Here is a 21,095-nt window from a genome sequence, read left to right on the forward strand (position 1 = left end):
TTAGAATATTATTTTTTTATAGCTGCATCATAATTTTCAGTTACTTTTTTCCAATTGATTACATTAAAAAAAGCATCGATATAATTTTTTCTTTTGTATTGATAATCGAAATAATAAGCGTGTTCCCAAACATCTAAAGCTAATATTGGTGTTCCTGGGATAAGTGCATTTTTCATCAAAGGATTGTCTTGGTTTTGAGTACTTGTCACTTGGAGTTTACCAGTTCTATCAACCACAAGCCATACCCAACCCGAACCAAATTGTTTTGTAGCTTCATCTTTGAATAAAGTCACAAAATTTTCAAATGAACCAAAATCGTTTGTAATCGCTTCGGCTAAAATATCTGTGGGCTTTCCACCGGCTTTAGGAGCCATAATTTGCCAGTATAAAGTATGATTGTAATAACCACCAGCATTGTTTCTTGTATTGATATCATTCAAATCTAGCTTTGCTAATACTTCCTCAATCGTAAGGTTTTCTAATAAAGTTCCGGCTACAGCCAGATTCAAGTTGTTAGTGTAGGTCAAATAATGTTTAGAATAATGCATTTCTAGCGTGATAGCCGAAATATTTGGTGCTAAAGCATCATAAGAATAGGGTAGTTTTTCCAGTTGAAAAGAACCTTCATTAGCCTTTATGTCATCAGGAATTCCTACTGATATTTTTTCTTGAGCTGTTGGTAGAGGAACTTCCACAACTTCAGTGAGTTTTTTGTTATTGCAAGAGAGTAAAAGGGTTACTAATACTAAACAAGGGATACAAAAATTAAACTTTTTCATGAGTTACATTATTTTTTTACAATAGAATTGATGATTTCGATATACTGTTCTTTAGCTTCATCTGTAGTAAGATGACTTATTTGCATCCAAGCATTTATTTTGAAAGCATCTCTTAAATGATAATTTGAGGTTTGTTTTAGATCTAAAGTTCCCAGAGAAGCCTGTTTATAAAAGGCATAAAGCCTTAGCTGAACATCTTGTGGTAAAGATGCTTGAGTCATTTCAGAAGCTATTTCAACTGCTTCTTGAAATCGGATATCTAAATCTTTTTCAATCATTATCCTTTTGTAGCAATAATTGTTTTTCCTCCAATTGCTTTTTGATTAAGAACTACATTTATGGGTGTTCCTAAAGGTAAAAATATATCTACTCTTGAACCAAATTTTATAAAACCGGCATCAGTTCCCTGAATAACTTGCATTCCTTCTTCGGCATAGTTTACAATTCTTCGGGCTAAAGCGCCCGCAATTTGTCGGTATAGAATGGCACCGAATGTTTTATTTTCAATGACTACTGTTGTTCTTTCGTTTTCTTCGCTTGCTTTTGGATGCCAAGCCACTAAGAATTTCCCAGGATGGTATTTACTGAATTTTACAATTCCGCTTAGTCCATAACGCGTTACATGTACATTTATTGGAGACATGAAAATCGAAATTTGCAAACGTTTGTCTTTGAAATATTCTCCTTCATATATTTCTTCAATAACTACTACTTTTCCATCAACTGGAGCAAGTATTACATTATCATTAAGTATGGCAGTTCTTTTTGGATTTCTAAAAAACTGTAAAATGATAATCAAAAGTAAAAAGGCACTTAATTGAATTAACATTTTAAGCCAATTGGTGTCAATAAATTTGTCGGACAATAAAAGGACTACAGCAGTAAAAATAGTACCTAATAAAATTGTTGGGGTTCCTTCTTTATGAAACATAGTTTAAGATTTGGTAAAATAAAAATATAATTGGTGCTACAAATATAACACTATCTAATCGATCTAGAATGCCTCCATGGCCTGGCATGATACTTCCGCTGTCTTTTACACCAGCTATACGTTTGAATTTGGATTCAATTAAATCTCCGATGGTGCCTACAATTCCAACAATTACAGCTATTGAGGTCCAAATTAAGATAGATCTGTCACTAAATTGAGGTTTGGCTCGGATATAGTATTTTGATATTAAATAACCCGCTAAAACCGCAAAAACGATTCCGCCGAAGAATCCTTCTATAGTTTTTTTAGGTGAAATTTTTTCGAATAATTTGGTTCGACCTATAGATTTCCCTACAATGTAGGCAAAGGTGTCATTAGTCCAGATTAAGATAAATAAACCAATTATAATTTTAGGATTATAGTCATTTATTCCAAATGAAATTTTAGTTATAAATACAAATGGTAGTATAATATACCCTAATAAATACAAGTATTTTGATGAAGTACTTATTTTTTGAATATTATCATAAAACAAGAAAAGGATGCATTTTATGGATACCACCAATGCTACCACCAATAAAACTACGTCTAATTGTTGTATGTTTATCGAAATTTCTAAATCAGTATTGAATATCTGATTGATAGTATCTGTAGTAATTTTATTGTAATGGGTTACTAAAGTTACTATAGTATATAAAACTGTTCCGAAAAGAATTGGAAATAATTTATGTATTTGAATTAAATTGCAAAATTCATAAACTGTAATTATAAGAAAGATTCCAAATAGAATAAAAAAGCTTTCCGTTGAATATAAAATAGAAGCGAGTAATAATATGATATAAATGGCTCCTGATATACCTCGTTTTAGAGTTTCATTCATTTTAAAGATCTTCTAAAAGCAATAAATATAGATTTTTTGCCGAACTTCCGTATTGTGTAAAATCTTCCTCTTTCGCTTTTTCGAAATATTTTATTGTAGTTATATTGGTAGGGTAATCGGTTTGGTATTTCTTTTTTATAGCACTTAGCCCGTCACTTTTAGCATCAAGGATCTGACTTGTATATGCTAAAATGATGATATTTGCAGGTAATTCGTTTGGTTTGTTTTGTTTAATCTGTTTTGAAGAGAATAATATAGATCCTTCTTCAGCAATTAAATTTTCACAACTTGCAAGAATAAATTTTGGATTTTTAGGTTTGTCATAATTAAGCTTATTGTCATCCAGCATCCCAAAAAGAGCAGGCTCATAACATAAAACTTCACTTTCAAACCAGTCATTTTCCTCAAGTATGTTTTCGAATTGTTCTTTTACTTCTTCAGAGTTCTCACAATATAAAAATTTACCACCATTTTTTTTAAAATTGTAGATAAATTTTTCATCTATAGAGGTAGCTTTACCAGCAAAGGATTTATTAAATTCACTTTCTTTATCTTCCTCAGAAGCCGGATTGCTAGAACCAAAAATTTTTCTAAAAAGACTCATATTTTTGTAAACTACTTAATTTATTATTTGAAAACGTCCAAAGATAAAAAAATCTTAATTCAAAAAAGGTTTTTGAATTAAGATTTTAAAAATAATTAAATAATATGTGTGTTTTTAGGAGACTACTTCCTCAAGATTTTTGTCAAAAGTTCTTTTTCCAAAAATAGCTTCTAAATCATCTTTGAAAATAACTTCTTTTTCTATTAGAATATTTGCAAGTTGATCTAGTTTGTCTTTATTTTCTTCTAATATTTCAATAGCTCTTTGGTACTGACTTTCAATAAGTAATGAAATTTCTTCGTCAATTACTCTAGCTGTTTCTTCAGAATATGGTTTTGAAAAACTGTATTCACTTTGTCCGGTTGAATCATAATAAGTAACATTACCTATTTTTTCATTCAAACCATAAATGGTAACCATCGCACGAGCTTGTTTAGTTACTTTTTCTAAATCACTTAATGCACCTGTTGAAATTCTGTTGAAAGTTACTTTTTCTGCAGCTCTTCCGCCCATAGTAGCGCACATTTCGTCTAGCATTTGATCAGGACGAACAATTAATCGTTCTTCCGGTAAATACCATGCTGCACCTAAACTTTGCCCTCTAGGAACAATAGTTACTTTTATTAACGGAGCTGCATGTTCAAGCATCCAACTTACCGTTGCGTGACCAGCTTCATGGATTGCAATTGCTTTCTTTTCTTCTGGAGTTACAATTTTATTTTTCTTTTCAAGACCACCTACAATTCTATCAACTGCATCAAGGAAATCTTGTTTGTCAACTGCTGTTTTGTTATGTCTTGCTGCAATCAAAGCGGCTTCATTACATACGTTGGCAATATCAGCACCAGAAAAACCTGGAGTTTGTTTAGCTAAAAAGTCAGTATCTAATCCTTCTATTTTTTTCAAAGGAGCTAAGTGTACTTTAAAAATTTCGGCACGCTCACGAATATCTGGTAAATCAACAAAAATTTGTCTGTCAAAACGACCCGCACGCATTAACGCTTTGTCAAGAACATCAGCTCTATTTGTTGCTGCCAATACAATTACATTTGAATTGGTTCCAAAACCATCCATTTCTGTAAGTAATTGGTTTAGTGTGTTTTCACGTTCGTCATTTCCACCTGACATATTGCTTTTTCCTCTGGCTCTACCTACAGCATCAATCTCATCAATGAAAATGATAGCTGGAGATTTTTCTTTGGCTTGTTTGAATAAGTCACGGACACGTGAAGCACCTACACCCACAAACATTTCGACAAAATCAGAACCTGATAAAGAGAAGAACGGTACTTGCGCTTCACCGGCAACGGCTTTAGCTAGTAACGTTTTTCCTGTTCCTGGAGGCCCTACGAGTAAAGCTCCTTTTGGAATTTTACCTCCAAGATTGGTGTACTTTTCAGGGTTTTTCAAGAATTCTACAATTTCTTGTATTTCTTCTTTCGCTCCTTCAAGACCAGCTACATCCTTGAATGTGGTTTTGATATCGGTTTTTTCGTCAAAAAGTTTCGCTTTAGATTTTCCAATATTGAAAATTTGTCCGCCGCCGCCGCCGCCGCCGCCTGACATTTTTCTCATGATAAAAATCCAAACACCTATAATGATGATGATTGGCAATAAACTGATTAAGATATCAGACCAATTATTTTTTGGCAAGAAGTTAAAATCTTTTAATTTTCCTTCAACAACAGCTTTTTCAAGTTTAGTTTGAAATATTTGATCATTACCAATATCGAATGAATAATGAGGACCTTTGTTAGGTCTGTCAAAAACATCTTTGGCAACTTTTTTGTTTGCAGGATCTTTCAAAGCTGCTGCGTTAAGATATACTTCAGCCTCAGTTTTATTGTAAACGATAACTTTTTCAATTTGACCTTTTTCTAAATAATTATTAAATTTAGAAGAAGTTAATTGAGCTGGTTCGCTTAAAGTTGAACCTCCAGTTATGAAACTTATAAACAAGAAAATTAAAAGAATTGCTGTATAAATTAACCAAGGACTTATTTTAAATTTATTCGAATTTGGATTATTCTCTTTAGCCATTAGAAGTTTGTTTCTTTAGTATTTATTTTCGATTGTAGTGATTTTTGCATCACCCCAAAGACTCTCAATGTTGTAATATTCTCGGATGTGTTTTTGAAAAACATGAACCACGATATTTACATAATCCATAAGAACCCATTCTGCATTATCAGTCCCTTCAACATGCCAAGGCTTGTCTTTTAATTCTTTTGAAACTGTTTTTTGGATAGAGTTTACAATTGCGTTAACTTGCGTGTTTGAATTTCCATTGCAGATGATGAAATAGTCGCAAACTGCCGTGTCTATTTCTCTTAAATCAAGAATATCAATATCATTTCCTTTTACCTCTTCTATTCCTTTAATGATGTTCGCTAATAGCACGTCATTGTTTATAGTCTTTTTCGCCATGAATTATTTTTATATATAAGTTTGTAAAGTTACCATTTTTTGTGATTATTTTTGAACCTTAACATAATATTAAATTCTGTTTCACAAAAAAACGTATATGAAAGTTATCAAACTCGATGCCATAGATTCTACAAATGAATTCCTAAAAGGGTTATCGAACAAACAAGAACTAGAAAATTTTACTGTTGTTACTGCAGAAAGCCAAACAAAAGGCAAAGGACAAATGGGTGCTGTTTGGGCCTCTGAGGCTAGTAAGAACTTAATAATGAGTGTTTTGGTTAAAGATTTTTTATCAAATATTTGTCAGGTATACAATCTAAATATTGCAGTCTCTTTTGCTGTTATTACCGTTTTAGAATCCTATAAGATTCCCGATCTTAGTATAAAATGGCCAAACGACATAATGTCATACAATAAAAAAATAGGTGGCATTTTGATAGAAAATAGTATCAAAAGTGACGGAACGATTATTTCTATAGTAGGTTTAGGCCTAAATGTAAATCAAACTGATTTCGAAAATTTACCTAAAGCATCATCCTTAGCGGCTGTTTGTAATAAACAATTTGATAAGGAGGAGTTGCTTTTTTCTATTATGGATAAGATTGAATCTAATATAAAATTATGGAAACAAGAATCGGATTTTTTATGGTCCAATTATACTCAAAGACTATTTAAAAAAGGAATTCCAATGCCTTTTTCAGATCAGAATAATCAAAATTTCATGGGAATTATCCAAGGTATTTCTCCTATTGGAAAACTTCAGGTTCTTTTGGAAGATGATAGTATTTGTGAATTTGACATCAAGGAAATTCAGATGTTGTATTAATCTTGATTAAACTAAAGCCTTTCAAAGAATTAAATAAAAAAACCTTTCAGTTTGCACTAAAAGGTCCTTGTATATTTTGAAAACTGGTTTTTATAATTTAACCATGTTAATAGCCAATGTTTCGATAAATTTTCCAATAGGACCTTTTATCATCATAGCCATCATTGGATTAAAATCTCCTTCAAAATCGAGTTTTACATCGCTTGAATTATCTGAAACAGCATCAATATTTGCGATTAAAGTAAAAGGAAGTTTATCACTTGCAGCACCCAAAACAATTTTGTTTGGCGCTACTTTTTCTTTCATTTTCAATTTTATTTCCGGCATGCCTTTCAATCCAAAAATGAATGCATCGTCACCAATAATTTCGAATTTAGCAATACTTTCCGGCATTAATTTTTCGAAATTTTTAACGTCACTCAATAGATCAAATAATTCTTGAGCTGATTTTGGAACAGTAACTTTTGGACTTTGTAAGTTCATAGTTTCGCGGATTTGTATTTTTAAATTTTTTAAACTTCAATATTCCAAGTTGACGGACTCACGTTCCATTCTCTCAAGGTTTGTTCCTCTTCTTCAGTAATATATTTTTTGGCAACAGCCAAATTCAACAAATTTTGATAATTACTAAGGGTAAACAAATCAATATTTGCAGCTTTGAAATTTTGGTCTGCAACATCAAACCCATAAGTAAATATCGCTGCCATACCTTTTATGTTTGCTCCTGCCGCGCGTAAAGCCTCAACGGCAAGTAAACTACTGTTTCCAGTACTGATCAAGTCTTCTACAACGACAACATTCTGTCCTTTTTGTAAAAAACCTTCTACTTGGTTTAATCTTCCGTGTTTTTTTGCTTCTGGGCGAACATAAACAAATGGTAACCCTAAACTCTCGGCTACGAGCATCCCAATTCCTATTGCTCCTGTGGCAACTCCGGCAATAACATCGGGTTTGCCAAATTGTTTTTCAATATTTTTGGCAAACTCATCCCGAACATAATTTCTTATGGCTGGAAATGAGAGTATTAATCGGTTATCACAGTAAATAGGAGATTTCCATCCAGAAGCCCATGTAAAAGGATTTCCTGGATTCAATTTAATTGCATTTATTTGCAAAAGCAATTCGGCTGTTTTTTCGGCTGTTTCTTTATTAAAAATCATAGTACAAATGTATAAAGTTTTTGTTAACGACAAACCACTTTTTTTGACAAATCACATCTCCAAGGAGACTGATTTTCAGCTTTTTTTATTAGAAAGTATTGACATAGAGCAACTTATAGTAAAAATATTTCAAAATAAAATTCAAAAAGCGTACTTATATCATCCTGATGAAAGGGAGATTATGAAGACTTTGAAAGCAAAAATTCCTGTTAACAAAGCAGGAGGCGGCTTAGTTTACAATAAAAAGGGGGAGGTTTTATTCATTTTCAGAAACGGAAAATGGGATTTACCTAAAGGCGGAATCGAAAAAGGAGAAGAAATTGAAGCCACAGCCATGCGGGAAGTAGAGGAGGAGACTGGCGTAAATGGTCTGACAATATCCCATAAACTTCAAAAAACGTATCATATTTTTAGACGCAATGGAAAATATAAACTAAAAATCACACATTGGTTCGAAATGCAATCTGATTTTGAAGGTACCCCACAAGGACAATTAGAAGAAGGAATCGAAAAAGTGGCTTGGATGAATCCGGAACAAATTAAGGAAGCTTTAAAAAATTCCTACGAGAACATTAAGTTATTGTTTGAAGAAGAAAAGAGTCTTCATTCGTAAATTAATGCCATTTTGGGCGTGCCACCAGTAATAAAAAGGGGCTAATCATCGTAAAATGCTGATTAGCCCCTTTTTTTACTGCTGTCAGGCTATCCGCAGCACATGGTGCTTAGCTTTTATCCTTCACGCAGGCAGCTGTGTTCATTATTCAGTTTGTAGCTGTAATATACTGCGTACTTTGTCTTGTAGATTATTTTTTTTCGTTTTACTTCTTTATCAAATTAGTATCATAAAATCGCTTCTGAAACTCTGGGATTCTCCTCTGTCAAACTGATCACCGACGACTGACGACTAAAAACTGAATATTTTTTACTTTAGTACGGACAGTTCGCGAACTGTCCCTTCATTTTTTAATTACCTTTGCAAAATGAATAAGAAACACCATTCCAACAATATACTTTTGAATTTAGGCATCGAAAGCCTGAATGAAATGCAGGAAGTAGCGCAAGATGCTATCTTGAATGATAATAATGTTTTATTGCTTTCTCCAACAGGTTCCGGGAAAACCTTGGCTTTTTTGTTGCCGGTTTTAGAAATGTTACAACCCGAAATCCAATCGGTTCAATGTTTAATTCTGGTTCCATCTCGTGAATTAGGTTTGCAAATTGAGCAGGTTTGGAAAAAAATGGGAACCGATTATAAAGTAAATGTATGCTACGGCGGACATTCCATTGATACCGAAATTAAGAATTTAAGCAATCCACCAGCAGTTTTAATAGGAACGCCGGGAAGAATTGCAGATCACATCGACAGAGGAACTTTCCGAGTGGATAAAATCCAAACGTTGATTCTGGATGAATTTGACAAATCATTGCAATTGGGTTTCCATGAGCAAATGTCATTTATCATTGGGAAATTAACCAAACTGAATAAACGTGTTTTGGTTTCAGCCACTTCCGATATTGAGATTCCAAGATATACAAGAGTAGTAAATCCAACAATTTTGGATTTCATTCCAGAAAACGTGCAAGAAACGAATCTTTCCATGAAAATGGTCGTTTCTAAAGAGAAAGACAAAATAGGAAGTTTGTTTAATTTGATTTGTTCGTTGAAATCGCAATCGGCAATTGTTTTTTGTAATCATCGTGATGCTGCAGAACGCATTAGTGACACGTTGAACGAAAAAGGGATTTATGCCACGTATTATCATGGCGGAATGGATCAGGATGAAAGAGAACGGGCTTTAATTCAGTTTAGAAATGGAAGTGTGAGCTATTTAATCACCACTGATTTAGCTGCTCGTGGACTTGATATCCCCGAAATGAATCACGTAATTCATTATCATTTGCCATCCAAAGAAGACGAATTCACCCATAGAAACGGTCGTACCGCACGTATGTTGGCTTCTGGAACGGCGTATATCATTGCTCATGAAAGTGAGAAAAAAATGGATTACATCGATTACGGTATGGAAGCTTTGAAAATCGAAAATTCGACTTCATTGCCAAAACCACCTGAATTTCAAACGATTTACATCAGTGGTGGAAAGAAAAATAAACTGAATAAAATTGACATCGTAGGTTTCTTTTCCCAAAAAGGAAAATTAGAAAAAGGCGATTTAGGATTGATTGAAGTGAAAGATTTTATCTCTTTTGCGGCAGTGAAATTCAATAGAGTAAAAGATTTATTGCACGCCATTAAAGACGAAAAAATGAAAGGCAAAAAGTTTAAAATTGAAGTAGCCAGAAAAGTGATTAAGAAAGAAGAGGAGTAATTAGTGTTCAGTTTTTAGTGAGCAGTAAAAAATTTTAACAATAAAAAAATAGTTAATAGTAAATCAAATTTACTATTAACTATTTTTTGCTATGATGAAGTCACTGACCACTAAAAACTGGCTACTGATGACTATATCTTTTTCACGTATTGTGTAATAATTACAATCTGTTGGCCATCAACTTTTCCTTCAATGTATTCCGCATTTTCGTGGTCTAGTCTAATGTTACGAACTGCAGTTCCTTGTTTGGCCACCATGCTTGAACCTTTTACTTTCAAATCTTTGATTAAAACTACAGAATCTCCATGCTCTAAGATTACTCCGTTACTGTCACGGTGAATCACTTTGTTTTCATCGTCTTCACCTTCGCCTGTAGCTTGCGCCCATGCTAAAGTATCCTCATCTAAATACATTTGGTCCAATAATTCTTGAGGCCAACCTGCCGAACGAAGACGACTTAACATTCTCCATGCTACCACTTGTACTGGAATATGTTCACTCCACATGCTGTCATTCAAACATCTCCAATGGTTTAAATCTACATTGTCCGGGTTTTCAATTTGATCAATACAGGTATTACAAGCTAAAATACTTTCGTCAATTCCACCTTTTTTGGTAGGTAAAACTTGATATACTTTTAAGTTTTCAGTTGCAGCACAAAGTTCACATTTCGATTCGCTGCGTTTATTTAATTCTCTTTCTATACTCATGTCTAATGGCTTTTATTTTCGGCGAAAATACGGCTAAATAGCGCTTTTCACAAATTTATATCTTTTGTTTCGGAAAGTATTATTTAACCCTAACCGCATCAGGAACTAGCATTTCGTACTGTCCTCCATTACGGATTACATCTCTCACAATACTGGAACTAATATACGAAGTTCGTGCTGCAGTCAATAAAAATACGGTTTCAATTTTTGATAAGCGTCTGTTGGTATGAGCAATAGCTTTTTCAAATTCGAAATCAGCGGGATTACGCAAGCCACGCAGGATGAAATCAGCTTTAATTTTATGGCATAAATCAATGGTTAAACCTTCATAGGTAATCACCGAAACTTTAGGTTCGTTTTTGAATGTTTCTTCGATAAATCGTTTTCTTTCTTCGAGTGTAAACATGTATTTTTTTTCGGCATTGACACCAATGGCAATAACGATTTCATCAAATAAAGAAATGCTTCTTTTGATGATGTCTTCATGACCTAAAGTGATTGGGTCAAATGAACCTGGGAATATGGCTTTTCTCATTTTTATTTTCTTGTTATAGAAAAGATCTCCTCTTTTTGATGAAGATCTAATATATCTTTTTTTGAATAATTTGCTTTTCTATCGGTATAGTTCTCAGGTTTATCTATCTCATCAACTTCGTAAGGCATATATGCATTGTAATCATTTTGAGTTACATAAACACTATCTCTAGTTACTTTATCAATACGCATTGTTGAATAATAACCATTTGAAAATTTTAAATTATAAACATCTCCAAAAGTTGGATTTTGAACAAAGACTTTTGTTTTATCGTTTGTCTGAATATAGGTATAAATCCAAAAAATAATAAATCCAGCAAGAATGATAAGTCCAGAAAACATCCAAATAGGTGTTTTTAGTATATTGATTTCCTTTTCATTTTTAAGTTTTGTTTTAATCTTTTCAGGTAAATCCTTATATTCAAATATTTCTTTACAATGGTTACATTGTGCATTTATAATTTTGCCAACTGGAAATATTGGAATTAATGTGATATGTATGTATCGAGAATATATGCTGTAAAGTATAGAAGTTTTTGATTCACATTTTGGACATTTGAAATCTACAATTTCCCCGTTTTTTATTTTTGAATTTCTAGTTCCAATAAGTATCATCATGAATAGACAAAATTAAGATATTAAAGTAAATTCTATTATTTTTTGTCATTCCGAAGGAAGGAGGAATCTCATTGTGTTGTTTTTCTCCTTCGTCGAAATATCAATTTTATGCTGAAATAGTGTCCTTAAATTATTTAATTTCTAAACAAGCAATTTCGGAATAAACAGCGGAACTAATAAAATCTTTAATAATTGAATTTCTAGAGTTTATAATATCTGCCAGAAAATCAGTTTTTGTATTACCAAAACGCAACCAAATTATTTTTGGCGGATGACCTTTAAAATTTGATAAGTCAAAAAAATCGGCATCAAAAGTTACAATAGTAAATTTGTTTTCTTTGGCATATTTCCATATTTCAACATCTGAATAATTTTCAATTCCAAGTTGTCTGACTTGTTTTGCTTCAGGGAAATTTGCTTCAATCTTAGCGATTATTCTAAAAGAAATGTTTTGGTCAAACAATAAACTCACGATGCAATTTGAATTTTATGTTCCCTATCTGCAGCATAGGCTAAACAAGCTTTGATTTGATTGTCGTTAAGTTCCGGAAAGTCTTCAATGATTTCATTTGTTGTCATTCCATTTGCTAGCCAATTCAAAACATCAAAAACTGTAATTCGGGTACCAATTATTGTTGGTTTACCAAAACGAACTTCGGAATTTATTGCTATATATTGTTTATAATCAATCATAATGATTTTGTTTTATACAAAGTTAACGAAATAATAAGTTATTCAGGCAACGCCAATTCTATCGCATTCGTAAACAAATCTTCTAAAGAAATTCCGGCTGCTTTGGCTTGTTGCGGAATCAAACTTTCGGTGGTTAGACCTGGAATAGTGTTCATTTCCAGCATGTGTGGTTCACCATCTACAATGATGAATTCGCTTCTGGAGAAACCTTTCATTTTTAGGACATCGTAGGCGCGTTTGGCTATTTCGTTTACTTTTCGAGTCATTTCATCTGAGATTCTTGCCGGCGTAATTTCTTGGGATTTACCCAAATATTTGGCTTCATAATCGAAGAAATCATTATCAGAAACGATTTCAGTTATTGGTAAAATAATTACTTTTCCTTTGTAATTGATGACTCCTACAGAAACTTCGATTCCATCAAGGAAACTTTCTATGATGATTTCATTGTCTTCTTTGTACGCCATTTCGATTGCGATTGGCAATTCGGCGGCAGTTTTAACTTTGGAAATTCCAAAACTGGAACCCGCTTTATTGGGTTTTACAAAACATGGTAATCCTACTTTAGTTACAATTTCTTCGGTATTGATAATGTCCCCTTTGTTTAAGTAATAGGAAATGGCCGTTTTTATTCCGTATGGTTTTAAAACCGACAATAAATCACGTTTGTTGAACGTTAAAGCCGCTTGATAATAATCGCAAGATGTTTGTGGAATTTGCAACAATTCGAAATAAGCTTGCATTAATCCATCTTCGCCCGGAGTTCCGTGAATGGCATTGAAAACGCAATCGAAAGAGATTTTAGTTCCGTTTATTGTTACTGAAAAATCATTTTTATCGATGGGGAATTCGGCATCATTAGCATCAACATAAACCCATTTTTCTTTAAAAATATGGATTCGGAATCCGTTGTATTTAGTTTTGTCAAGAAATTGATATACGACGTTTCCGCTAATAAGTGAGATTTTGTATTCGCTGGAATATCCGCCCATGATGATGGCAATGTTTTTCATTTTATACGTTTAATCGGTTAAACGTTTAATCGATTAACCGATTAAACGTATTCTAAACAAAATTATCATTTTTTTTGAAACGAAATAGCTTTATCTTTGCCGCATATAAAAATAAATTTATGACTTTACGTAAGTATCTTACAAGCCGTGTCTTTTTTGGGCAAGTATTCATTGCTCTTGCCATTATTGCCGTTTTGGGCTATTTGTTTATGCATTGGTTGACGTTTACAACGGATCATGGTCATGAAATTGCTGTTCCGGATTTGCGCAAGCTAACTGAGGAACAAGTAGAGGATAAGTTGGATGAATTGGATTTAGACTATGTGCTTTTGGACAGTGTGGATTTTAGAAATGATTTCCCTAAGTTTAGTGTGGTGGAGCAAGATCCATTGCCAGGAACGAAAGTAAAAGTAGGTAGAAAGGTTTATATAAAAATCAACGCTTCGGGATTTTCGTCTGTACGAATTCCTGATTTGATTGAAAAAACATATCGTGAAGCAGTCCCAACATTGAAAGCTTTAGGCCTTGAAGAAGGAACTATTACTTACGTTCCAAATCTTGGAAAAGATATGGTACTGGAAATGCGTTACAAGGGCAGAAACCTGAAAGTAGGGGACAGAGTATTGAAATCATCCAAAATTGATTTGGTTTTAGGAGACGGAAAAATGAGTTATGAAGAGGAAAGTGCAGCAGTAGACAGTCTTGCAACACAGTTAGAACCAACACCAGCAGATGAACAATAATATCGATACAATAGATTTAGAAGAAGAGTTATTTGAACACTTTAGATTTGAAGTTCCTAAAGGGCAAGCGCCTTTGCGAATTGATAAATATCTGATGGGTTTGATTCAAAATGCAACTCGGAATAAAATACAGACCGCTGCAACAGAAGGAAATATTTTTGTAAACGACGCCACAGTGAAGTCAAATTACAAAGTAAAAGCCAATGATGTGGTTCGTGTTATGCTTACGCATCCTCCTTATGAAAACCATATTAATCCGGAGAATATTCCGCTTGATATTGTTTATGAAGATGATGCATTGTTATTGATAAACAAATTGCCAGGAATGGTGGTGCATCCCGGTCACGGGAATTATACAGGAACTTTAGTGCATGCTTTGGCCTATCATTTTGATAATTTGCCAATGAATAGCAGCGAACGTCCTGGACTTGTGCATAGAATTGATAAAGACACATCTGGTTTATTGGTTATTGCCAAAACAGAAGTAGCAATGACGCATCTTGCTAAACAATTTGAAGCAAAAACTTCCGAAAGAGAATATGTTGCTTTGGTTTGGGGAAATGTAGTCGAAGAACAAGGGACGATTGAAGGAAACTTGGCGCGTCACCTGAAAGATCGCATGCAAATGGCGGTTTTTGCTGATCCGGAAATAGGGAAACCTGCTGTGACACATTATAAAGTGTTGGAGCGTTTTGGTTACGTGACTTTGATTTCGTGCCAGTTGGAAACAGGAAGAACACACCAAATTAGAGCGCATTTAAAACACATAGGACATCCACTTTTTAATGACGAGCGTTATGGCGGTCATTTGATCCTAAAAGGAACTACGTTTACCAAATATAAGCAATTTATAGAAAACTGTTTCAAAGCCTTGCCAAGACAGGCTTTACACGCCAAAACTTTGGGTTTTGTACATCCTACAACCGGCGAGATGATGCGTTTTGATACGGAACTTCCGCAGGATTTTCAGAATTGTATCGAAAAATGGCGAGGGTACTCGAAATCCCATAGCAGTGATGAAGAAGAAGAAAATTAAAAATATGAAAGCCCCGATTTGGGGCTTTTTTTGTGGGGTTTATGTGCTTCGGGCATGCGGATTATAGTTTGTAACTAAAGTTTTATCGCTCTTTTTTTGCAGGGCGTAATGCATCGTTCTTCGTTCAATCGTTTCGATGTTATACAATCGACTTGGATTTGTAAATAAATTTGTAAATAAATTTGTATTTTCAAATGTAGTCAAATTTACAGTTTTGAAAATTTATTTATATTTGGAAACTCAAAAGCATAGCTTTTTCCAAGAAGAAATAGTAATCCATGAACAATAGACTCCGGTAGAAAGTTTAGTTTATTTAAATAGGAGTCGTATGTTTTATTGCAATAATTAGTGATTAAAAAAGGAGAAGAATTAGAAGTTATATAAATATCCGTTATCCTTTTACAATCAGGTACGGTATTTTCGTTAAAACACGAGAAGGTTACTTTTTCATTTTCATTTTTTAGAGTAACTAAATCAAAAATGGACAATGGAATCGTTGGATTTATAGGATAGAAAAGTAGTGATTTGGAAACATCAATTATAAACCATTTTTGCAATTCTTTGGAATATACTTCGTTAAATGCATGACCGCCTTTAAGACTGGGGTCATTTGAAATTACTTTCAGTCCCCATTCTTTTACTTTTAAATCATTAATCACACAAAAATTATTGAAGACTTGCGAAAAATCACTGCAAACCCCTCCTTCTCCGTTCATCATTTTTCTTAAAGCGATTTCTGATGATTTCCCTAATCCAGCTCCGCCTTTTATGTTGTTTCTAAGCCAAATAGCTATTTTTTTTGCTTTATCAATATCACTTAAGGCGACTTTTATTTTTTCGAAAATTAAAGGATTTAACTCAAAATAAATTTCAGGAATATCGGCTGTTTTATTAATGTTGTTGTAGCAAAAATTTTCTACACGATCAACAGATGCGTTTTTAGATAATAATCTAAATCGTACTTCGTATAGTAAAGGATGCCTTCTTAAATACCAAATTATAGATCTACTCATTATTCAATAATTTATCCTGTTTTTAAACAATTAAAATAAAGAAATGAAATGTAAAAAAATGATTTTTTGTAATTGTAAATATATAGTAGTTAAGTAGGTATATCAAATATAGTGAAATTAACTATTTAAAAAATATTTTTTCGGGTTAACCGTTTAAGACTGAATAAAAAGCTCCAAATGGGACTTTTGAATTTGTTTTTAAATGAATTCTAACGAGTTCCGAAAATTATTTTTTTAGAGGATAATTTGCTTCGAAAGTTTTAAATCGAGTGTCGAGATTTTTAAGTAATTGTTTTTTTACAGAAGTGTCTTTTATAAAACTATACTTGATGCTATTGTAAACAAACTGTTTAATATTAGCGTAAGTTATGTCTTTGTATCTTTTTGCTAATAGCACATATTGCTCTGTCATATTGGTTCTTAATATTCCAGCATCATCGGTGCTGATGACAATTGGAACGCCAAATTCTTTATACAATGTCAACGGATGGCGGTTTTCTTTTACTTTTAAAATGAATTCATTACTCACCAGATTTATTTCGATAGGAATTGTTTTTTTAGCCATGTACCGCAATAAATCATAAGAATTTTGTTCATACGCCATGTCCACACCATGACCAATACGGTTTGCTCCGGCAATATAAACAGCAGCATTGATATGCCAAGTCAGGTCTTCCGGCTGTACTAATCCCAGAGTAAGTTCACCGGCATGTAGCGTGTATTTTACATTTGGATAACGAGAATGGCAATATTTAAACATCACCATATGCAGCCAATAATCTTTCATGGATGTTTCGCCATCTTCCGGAGAAACAATGTTTACTCCAGCCATAAGCGGACTGTTATCTGCCGAGATAAAAGCAATGACCAGATTTTTAAATAAATCTACAGGTTCCATGAAACGCAATACAAAATTTTGATAACGCATTGTGAAATGGGCATCATCAATTTTAAGGTCATTGTGAAGATTCGTTACAAAGTTAGTATTGAAATCATTGGCGTAAGATGCAGCATCTTTTAGTAATAATGCATTGTAAACGGAATCCAGCGATTTTATAATTGCTTTTTCATCTTTTACTTTTGCTAATTGTCGCAATCGGGTATTGAATTGGGTCAAATCATCCGTGTTCATAGCACAAGGAATCGTAGCTAATTGCGTTTCAATATAACTCACATTCTCAGTAATGGCTCTGTTTTTTAGTTCCAATACTCCTTTTCCAAAATTACCTCTGATTGCTGGCTCAAACTTCATAAAAGATTCAAAAAACAACTTGTCTGATGGATAATCCACATAATTGTAATCTTTCACAGACCATTTTTGCATGATTTTTTGTTTATAGACAGCTAGTTCCCCACGACTTTTCAGTGTAGAAAATTGTTCCCAGTTTCCAGTGGATGGTTTTTCTTTTTGCACTTGCATGGTTTCGGTATTGAGATAAAGATTATCTGCAATGGCTCGTTCTAATAGTGGTTCTGCATAAATCGATCCAGAATAGTGGTGGTGTAAATCGCCGCCTTTAGGCATTTGAGAAAAGAAAGCGGTTAATTTGGCTTCATTATTTCTAATCTTTTCAAAATACTCGTTAGTAGATTGTGAGTAACCGATATTTAAAAGAGCAGAAAAGAGTAAAGTATAAAGTAATTTCATATTGTAATTTCAATTGAATGGTTTGTATATTGATCTTTGCTAAATCGTCAAAAATGAATTTAGCTTATAAAGTAAGAAGTTTAATAAGCATTTTAAACGAAGATTTATTTTTTTCAAATTTAAGCAATTCCGTTTTCTATTTTATGCATCGAATAAAAAGTTTTACTTTTGCCATTCGATAGAAAAGTATTTTGCCATACTTTGGTTTAGTCTTTTATACTGATTTATTTATACAATTTCGTATTGTGGGTATTGACTTCTTTCGGGATTTTAATTTCATGAATCCTGATGCTAACATTTTACACACCTAGTAAACAACCCATGAAGAAATATTTTGATTTTACGCAAGCTGTAAATTATAAAACTGAAATTTTAGCGGGTTTAACCGTGGCCATGACCATGATTCCTGAATCACTGTCTTTTGCTATATTAGCTGGTTTTCCACCTTTGTCAGGTTTATATGCCGCTTTTATTATGGGTTTGGTTACCGCAATATTAGGAGGTAGACCAGGAATGATTTCCGGAGGAGCAGGGGCAACGGTGATTGTATTAATTGCCTTGATGAAATCAAACGGTTTAGAATATGTTTTTGTAGCAGTTGCTTTAGCGGGAATTTTGCAAATTTTAGTTGGTGTTTTTAAACTTGGGAAATTCATACGTTTGGTACCACAACCGGTAATGTTTGGGTTTGTCAATGGCTTAGCGGTTATTATTTTCATGTCGCAGTTGGAACAATTCAAAAAGGTAGTCAATGGTCAAAGTGAATGGCTTTCCGGTGGCCAAATGTTGATTATGCTTGGTTTAGTCGCATTGACAATCGGAATCGTTGTGTTTTTGCCAAAAATTACTAAAGCTGTTCCGGCATCATTAGCAGCAATTATAGTAATTTTTGTATTGGTGTTTTTCTTAGATATTGAAACCAAAACAGTCAGAGATATTGCTTCAGTAAGTGGTGGTTTTCCACCATTCCACATTCCGAATATTCCAATGAATTTTGAAACTTTGCAACTGATATTTCCTTATGCTTTGATCATGGCATCGGTAGGATTGACGGAAGGTTTATTGACATTGAATTTAGTCGATGAAATCACCGAAACAAAAGGAAATGGAAACAAGGAATGCATCGCACAAGGAAGTGCAAATATCCTAAATGGGTTTTTCTTCGGAATGGGCGGTTGTCCCATGATTGCGCAAACATTAGTGAATCTTTCCGCAGGATCCAGAGCCCGTTTATCAGGAATTATTGCTGCGTTGACAATATTGATGATTATTTTATTTGGTGCTCCAATAATTGAGCAATTACCCATGGCTGCTTTGGTTGGCGTCATGATTATGGTTGCTATTGGAACATTTGAATGGGCTAGTTTTCGCATCATCAATAAAATGCCAAAGCATGATGTTTTTGTTGGCGTGGTTGTGGCGTTAATTACTATTTTATTACATAATTTGGCTTTGGCAGTTTTAATTGGAGTTATTATTTCTGCTTTGGTTTTTGCTTGGGAAAGTGCCAAAAGAATTCGTGCCAAGAAATATATTGATGAAAAAGGAGTGAAGCATTATGAAATATATGGACCTTTATTTTTTGCATCTACAGCAGTATTTACCGAAAAATTTGATATTTCAAATGATCCAAACGAGGTAATTATTGATTTTAAAGAAAGTAAAATTACCGATATGAGTGCTATTGATGCCGTCAACAAAATCACGGAGCGTTATGCCAAACTGAATAAAACAGTTCATCTCCGTCATTTAAGCCCTGATTGTCGTCAGCTATTAAAAAATGCTAATGAAGTTATTGAAGTTAATATTATTGAAGACCCAACTTATCAAGTGGTTAGTGAATAATTTAGAATAAAAATAGATTTCGGTATCTATTCAAGGCCATTTAATTAAGCTCCGAATGGAATTTTATTTTACCAATTGATCCTGTTTCCGTTGGAATTAATTCAAAAACCGAAGTTGGTTTCAGTGCAGGTTCGATTCGATGTGAAACATAGATAATCGTCATATTGGTTTCTTGCATTAAGATATTGATGAGGTGTATTACCAAGGCTACATTTTCATCGTCTAAACCTTCCACCGGTTCGTCTAAAATGACTAATGGGGGGTGTTTTAGAACGGCACGAACAATTAGCGCCACTCTTTGTTGACCAATAGAAAGTTGATTAAACATTTTATTCTTTAAATGGCTCATCTGAATTACCTCAAGCCATTGGGCTACAATTTGTTTTTGTAAATTGGTTGGTTCGGTGTATAATCCGATAGTATCAAAAAAGCCAGACAAAATCATTTGTTCTAAACTATTATTTCTTTGGAATAATTCCATCATTGCCGTGGAGAAAATACCAATTTGTTTTTTGATTTCCCAAACACTTTCACCGCTACCTTTTTTTCTTCCAAAAAGATATAATTCTTGTCCAAATCCTTTCGGGTTGTCCCCTGTAATCATAGATAAGAGCGTACTTTTTCCAGAACCGTTTGGCCCAATAAGTTGCCAAAACTCCCCTTGTTTGATAGTCCAGGAAATTCTGTCTACAATTTTTCGATCCTCATAACTCACGGAAATTCCATTCATTTTTATAAGAACACTTTCGTTATAATCAAAAGGTTTTAAAGATTTAGGTATTTCAGGCTTTACTGATATTTTTTGATTGGTTTCAGTTGCATTGATTTTGTTTAAAGCAAAAGAATTATCAATTATATGCCCATTATTTTGAATAAAAGGAAGTAAATCAGTGGCACGGTTTACCAATTGTATGATGCGAACAGAAGCCGATAATTTCTCAAGTGAATTAAATAATGTTACTCGGGAGGATTGATCTAAATGATCAAACGGATTATCAAAAATAATATAATCTGGATTTTGATTGATACAATAGCGCAAAAATTCCTTTTTTTGTTCGCCAGAGGAAAAAGTACGTAGTTTTCTGTTTGATTCCGGAGCGGCTTCCACAATATCATATCGATTTTCTTTTTCGATGAATTTTTCAATAGCAATATCCGAAAAAAGAATTCCTTTCAGTTCATTAAAAGTAGTTAATTCTCCCTTGGCTTCTCCTGAAATCAAGGTTTCAATAAAGATTTTTTTATTTACCTGATTCGATAAAAGGATGTTCCAATGTGTGTTTTTGTACATTTTTAAATAAGTAATTT

The 21,095-nt window shown here is 33.3% G+C and carries 24 protein-coding genes; 6 read left to right on the plus strand and 18 right to left on the minus strand.

All coding sequences use genetic code 11. The annotated features are described in order from the left end of the window. Positions 1 to 8: 8 nt before the first annotated feature. The 7 genes from ACM55K_RS07730 to rsfS all read right to left on the minus strand — a co-directional run bounded on the left by ACM55K_RS07730 (position 9) and on the right by rsfS (position 5,621). Positions 9 to 779 carry a superoxide dismutase gene (locus ACM55K_RS07730; protein ID WP_416849657.1) on the minus strand — a complete coding sequence of 257 codons (771 nt, stop codon included), beginning with the start codon at positions 777 to 779 and terminating at the stop codon, positions 9 to 11. An 8-nt stretch (positions 780 to 787) separates the two neighbouring features. Continuing rightward, the gene (locus tag ACM55K_RS07735) at positions 788 to 1,057 is read right to left on the minus strand and encodes an acyl-CoA-binding protein (RefSeq protein ID WP_416849658.1); all 270 of its coding nucleotides are present in this window, start codon (positions 1,055 to 1,057) and stop codon (positions 788 to 790) included. Continuing rightward, complete coding sequence (locus tag ACM55K_RS07740; RefSeq protein WP_416849659.1) at positions 1,057 to 1,710, minus strand: phosphatidylserine decarboxylase family protein; 654 nt, start codon at positions 1,708 to 1,710, stop codon at positions 1,057 to 1,059. Before ACM55K_RS07740 ends, ACM55K_RS07735 begins: the two co-directional genes overlap by 1 nt. Beyond that, positions 1,700 to 2,590: a phosphatidate cytidylyltransferase gene (locus ACM55K_RS07745; protein WP_416849660.1), complete on the minus strand. Its 891-nt coding sequence runs from the start codon at positions 2,588 to 2,590 to the stop codon at positions 1,700 to 1,702. The genes ACM55K_RS07740 and ACM55K_RS07745 overlap by 11 nt, the downstream gene beginning before the upstream one ends. 1 nt (position 2,591) lies before the next feature. Then, a complete protein-coding gene (locus tag ACM55K_RS07750; RefSeq protein WP_416849661.1) occupies positions 2,592 to 3,194 on the minus strand; it encodes a lactate utilization protein B/C in 603 nt (200 codons plus the stop codon). 114 nt (positions 3,195 to 3,308) lie between these two features. Next, complete coding sequence (gene ftsH, locus ACM55K_RS07755; protein ID WP_416849662.1) at positions 3,309 to 5,234, minus strand: ATP-dependent zinc metalloprotease FtsH; 1,926 nt, start codon at positions 5,232 to 5,234, stop codon at positions 3,309 to 3,311. A 15-nt stretch (positions 5,235 to 5,249) separates the two neighbouring features. Beyond that, entirely contained in the window at positions 5,250 to 5,621 is a 372-nt protein-coding gene (gene rsfS / locus ACM55K_RS07760) for a ribosome silencing factor (protein WP_039109645.1), read from the minus strand. 97 nt (positions 5,622 to 5,718) lie between these two features. On the opposite strand from rsfS, the gene ACM55K_RS07765 reads away from it, so the two are divergent. Further along, positions 5,719 to 6,447 carry a biotin--[acetyl-CoA-carboxylase] ligase gene (locus tag ACM55K_RS07765; RefSeq protein WP_416849663.1) on the plus strand — a complete coding sequence of 243 codons (729 nt, stop codon included), beginning with the start codon at positions 5,719 to 5,721 and terminating at the stop codon, positions 6,445 to 6,447. 90 nt (positions 6,448 to 6,537) lie between these two features. On the opposite strand, the gene ACM55K_RS07770 is transcribed toward ACM55K_RS07765, so the two are convergent. Both ACM55K_RS07770 and pyrE read right to left on the minus strand, forming a co-directional pair. Further along, positions 6,538 to 6,930, minus strand: coding sequence for an SRPBCC family protein (locus tag ACM55K_RS07770; RefSeq protein ID WP_416849664.1), 393 nt, complete (start codon positions 6,928 to 6,930; stop codon positions 6,538 to 6,540). Between the two features lie 29 nt (positions 6,931 to 6,959). Beyond that, positions 6,960 to 7,607 carry an orotate phosphoribosyltransferase gene (gene pyrE, locus ACM55K_RS07775; RefSeq protein WP_416849665.1) on the minus strand — a complete coding sequence of 216 codons (648 nt, stop codon included), beginning with the start codon at positions 7,605 to 7,607 and terminating at the stop codon, positions 6,960 to 6,962. A 7-nt stretch (positions 7,608 to 7,614) separates the two neighbouring features. On the opposite strand from pyrE, the gene ACM55K_RS07780 reads away from it, so the two are divergent. Both ACM55K_RS07780 and ACM55K_RS07785 read left to right on the plus strand, forming a co-directional pair. Further along, positions 7,615 to 8,220, plus strand: a complete 606-nt coding sequence (locus ACM55K_RS07780; protein ID WP_416849666.1) for an NUDIX hydrolase — start codon at positions 7,615 to 7,617, stop codon at positions 8,218 to 8,220. A 367-nt stretch (positions 8,221 to 8,587) separates the two neighbouring features. Continuing rightward, positions 8,588 to 9,934, plus strand: a complete 1,347-nt coding sequence (locus ACM55K_RS07785; RefSeq protein ID WP_416849667.1) for a DEAD/DEAH box helicase — start codon at positions 8,588 to 8,590, stop codon at positions 9,932 to 9,934. A 131-nt stretch (positions 9,935 to 10,065) separates the two neighbouring features. Here ACM55K_RS07785 and ACM55K_RS07790 read toward each other — a convergent pair whose 3' ends face one another. From ACM55K_RS07790 to ACM55K_RS07815, 6 genes are all read right to left on the minus strand, one after another. After that, a complete protein-coding gene (locus tag ACM55K_RS07790) occupies positions 10,066 to 10,644 on the minus strand; it encodes a PhnA domain-containing protein (RefSeq protein WP_416849668.1) in 579 nt (192 codons plus the stop codon). 79 nt (positions 10,645 to 10,723) lie between these two features. Continuing rightward, complete coding sequence (gene coaD, locus ACM55K_RS07795) at positions 10,724 to 11,179, minus strand: pantetheine-phosphate adenylyltransferase (protein WP_035673314.1); 456 nt, start codon at positions 11,177 to 11,179, stop codon at positions 10,724 to 10,726. A gap of 2 nt (positions 11,180 to 11,181) precedes the next feature. Next, complete coding sequence (locus tag ACM55K_RS07800; protein WP_416849669.1) at positions 11,182 to 11,796, minus strand: zinc ribbon domain-containing protein; 615 nt, start codon at positions 11,794 to 11,796, stop codon at positions 11,182 to 11,184. A 130-nt stretch (positions 11,797 to 11,926) separates the two neighbouring features. Then, positions 11,927 to 12,268, minus strand: coding sequence for a DUF5615 family PIN-like protein (locus tag ACM55K_RS07805; protein ID WP_416849670.1), 342 nt, complete (start codon positions 12,266 to 12,268; stop codon positions 11,927 to 11,929). Beyond that, entirely contained in the window at positions 12,265 to 12,489 is a 225-nt protein-coding gene (locus ACM55K_RS07810; protein WP_416849671.1) for a DUF433 domain-containing protein, read from the minus strand. Before ACM55K_RS07810 ends, ACM55K_RS07805 begins: the two co-directional genes overlap by 4 nt. Before the next feature lie 38 nt (positions 12,490 to 12,527). Beyond that, positions 12,528 to 13,502: a D-alanine--D-alanine ligase gene (locus ACM55K_RS07815; RefSeq protein ID WP_416849672.1), complete on the minus strand. Its 975-nt coding sequence runs from the start codon at positions 13,500 to 13,502 to the stop codon at positions 12,528 to 12,530. 119 nt (positions 13,503 to 13,621) lie between these two features. Between ACM55K_RS07815 and ACM55K_RS07820 the strand changes: the two genes are divergently transcribed. Beyond that, positions 13,622 to 14,245, plus strand: coding sequence for a PASTA domain-containing protein (locus tag ACM55K_RS07820; protein WP_416849673.1), 624 nt, complete (start codon positions 13,622 to 13,624; stop codon positions 14,243 to 14,245). Then, positions 14,235 to 15,281, plus strand: coding sequence for an RluA family pseudouridine synthase (locus ACM55K_RS07825; RefSeq protein ID WP_416849674.1), 1,047 nt, complete (start codon positions 14,235 to 14,237; stop codon positions 15,279 to 15,281). Before ACM55K_RS07820 ends, ACM55K_RS07825 begins: the two co-directional genes overlap by 11 nt. A 206-nt stretch (positions 15,282 to 15,487) precedes the next feature. On the opposite strand, the gene ACM55K_RS07830 is transcribed toward ACM55K_RS07825, so the two are convergent. Continuing rightward, positions 15,488 to 16,294: a transglutaminase domain-containing protein gene (locus tag ACM55K_RS07830; RefSeq protein ID WP_416849675.1), complete on the minus strand. Its 807-nt coding sequence runs from the start codon at positions 16,292 to 16,294 to the stop codon at positions 15,488 to 15,490. Between the two features lie 226 nt (positions 16,295 to 16,520). Continuing rightward, entirely contained in the window at positions 16,521 to 17,942 is a 1,422-nt protein-coding gene (locus tag ACM55K_RS07835) for an adenosine deaminase (RefSeq protein ID WP_416849676.1), read from the minus strand. Positions 17,943 to 18,263: 321 nt separating this feature from the next. Between ACM55K_RS07835 and ACM55K_RS07840 the strand changes: the two genes are divergently transcribed. Continuing rightward, the gene (locus ACM55K_RS07840) at positions 18,264 to 19,787 is read left to right on the plus strand and encodes a SulP family inorganic anion transporter (RefSeq protein WP_416849677.1); all 1,524 of its coding nucleotides are present in this window, start codon (positions 18,264 to 18,266) and stop codon (positions 19,785 to 19,787) included. A 40-nt stretch (positions 19,788 to 19,827) separates the two neighbouring features. Here the strand turns inward: ACM55K_RS07840 and ACM55K_RS07845 are convergent, their stop codons facing one another. Further along, the gene (locus tag ACM55K_RS07845; RefSeq protein WP_416849678.1) at positions 19,828 to 21,078 is read right to left on the minus strand and encodes an ATP-binding cassette domain-containing protein; all 1,251 of its coding nucleotides are present in this window, start codon (positions 21,076 to 21,078) and stop codon (positions 19,828 to 19,830) included. Between the last annotated feature and the right edge of the window lie 17 nt (positions 21,079 to 21,095).

Origin of the sequence: Flavobacterium arabinosi (assembly GCF_048158725.1) — a bacterium.
GTDB classification, from domain to species: Bacteria; Bacteroidota; Bacteroidia; order Flavobacteriales; family Flavobacteriaceae; genus Flavobacterium; species Flavobacterium arabinosi.

What these genes read in the sequence shown, in the direction of transcription:
- ACM55K_RS07730 (WP_416849657.1), bottom strand. Translation starts at nt 779, where the DNA reads ATGAAAAAGTTTAATTTTTGTATCCCTTGTTTAGTATTAGTAACCCTT.
- ACM55K_RS07735 (WP_416849658.1), bottom strand. Translation starts at nt 1,057, where the DNA reads ATGATTGAAAAAGATTTAGATATCCGATTTCAAGAAGCAGTTGAAATA.
- ACM55K_RS07740 (WP_416849659.1), bottom strand. Translation starts at nt 1,710, where the DNA reads ATGTTTCATAAAGAAGGAACCCCAACAATTTTATTAGGTACTATTTTT.
- ACM55K_RS07745 (WP_416849660.1), bottom strand. Translation starts at nt 2,590, where the DNA reads ATGAATGAAACTCTAAAACGAGGTATATCAGGAGCCATTTATATCATA.
- ACM55K_RS07750 (WP_416849661.1), bottom strand. Translation starts at nt 3,194, where the DNA reads ATGAGTCTTTTTAGAAAAATTTTTGGTTCTAGCAATCCGGCTTCTGAG.
- ftsH (WP_416849662.1), bottom strand. Translation starts at nt 5,234, where the DNA reads ATGGCTAAAGAGAATAATCCAAATTCGAATAAATTTAAAATAAGTCCT.
- rsfS (WP_039109645.1), bottom strand. Translation starts at nt 5,621, where the DNA reads ATGGCGAAAAAGACTATAAACAATGACGTGCTATTAGCGAACATCATT.
- ACM55K_RS07765 (WP_416849663.1), top strand. Translation starts at nt 5,719, where the DNA reads ATGAAAGTTATCAAACTCGATGCCATAGATTCTACAAATGAATTCCTA.
- ACM55K_RS07770 (WP_416849664.1), bottom strand. Translation starts at nt 6,930, where the DNA reads ATGAACTTACAAAGTCCAAAAGTTACTGTTCCAAAATCAGCTCAAGAA.
- pyrE (WP_416849665.1), bottom strand. Translation starts at nt 7,607, where the DNA reads ATGATTTTTAATAAAGAAACAGCCGAAAAAACAGCCGAATTGCTTTTG.
- ACM55K_RS07780 (WP_416849666.1), top strand. Translation starts at nt 7,615, where the DNA reads ATGTATAAAGTTTTTGTTAACGACAAACCACTTTTTTTGACAAATCAC.
- ACM55K_RS07785 (WP_416849667.1), top strand. Translation starts at nt 8,588, where the DNA reads ATGAATAAGAAACACCATTCCAACAATATACTTTTGAATTTAGGCATC.
- ACM55K_RS07790 (WP_416849668.1), bottom strand. Translation starts at nt 10,644, where the DNA reads ATGAGTATAGAAAGAGAATTAAATAAACGCAGCGAATCGAAATGTGAA.
- coaD (WP_035673314.1), bottom strand. Translation starts at nt 11,179, where the DNA reads ATGAGAAAAGCCATATTCCCAGGTTCATTTGACCCAATCACTTTAGGT.
- ACM55K_RS07800 (WP_416849669.1), bottom strand. Translation starts at nt 11,796, where the DNA reads ATGATGATACTTATTGGAACTAGAAATTCAAAAATAAAAAACGGGGAA.
- ACM55K_RS07810 (WP_416849671.1), bottom strand. Translation starts at nt 12,489, where the DNA reads ATGATTGATTATAAACAATATATAGCAATAAATTCCGAAGTTCGTTTT.
- ACM55K_RS07815 (WP_416849672.1), bottom strand. Translation starts at nt 13,502, where the DNA reads ATGAAAAACATTGCCATCATCATGGGCGGATATTCCAGCGAATACAAA.
- ACM55K_RS07820 (WP_416849673.1), top strand. Translation starts at nt 13,622, where the DNA reads ATGACTTTACGTAAGTATCTTACAAGCCGTGTCTTTTTTGGGCAAGTA.
- ACM55K_RS07825 (WP_416849674.1), top strand. Translation starts at nt 14,235, where the DNA reads ATGAACAATAATATCGATACAATAGATTTAGAAGAAGAGTTATTTGAA.
- ACM55K_RS07830 (WP_416849675.1), bottom strand. Translation starts at nt 16,294, where the DNA reads ATGAGTAGATCTATAATTTGGTATTTAAGAAGGCATCCTTTACTATAC.
- ACM55K_RS07835 (WP_416849676.1), bottom strand. Translation starts at nt 17,942, where the DNA reads ATGAAATTACTTTATACTTTACTCTTTTCTGCTCTTTTAAATATCGGT.
- ACM55K_RS07840 (WP_416849677.1), top strand. Translation starts at nt 18,264, where the DNA reads ATGAAGAAATATTTTGATTTTACGCAAGCTGTAAATTATAAAACTGAA.
- ACM55K_RS07845 (WP_416849678.1), bottom strand. Translation starts at nt 21,078, where the DNA reads ATGTACAAAAACACACATTGGAACATCCTTTTATCGAATCAGGTAAAT.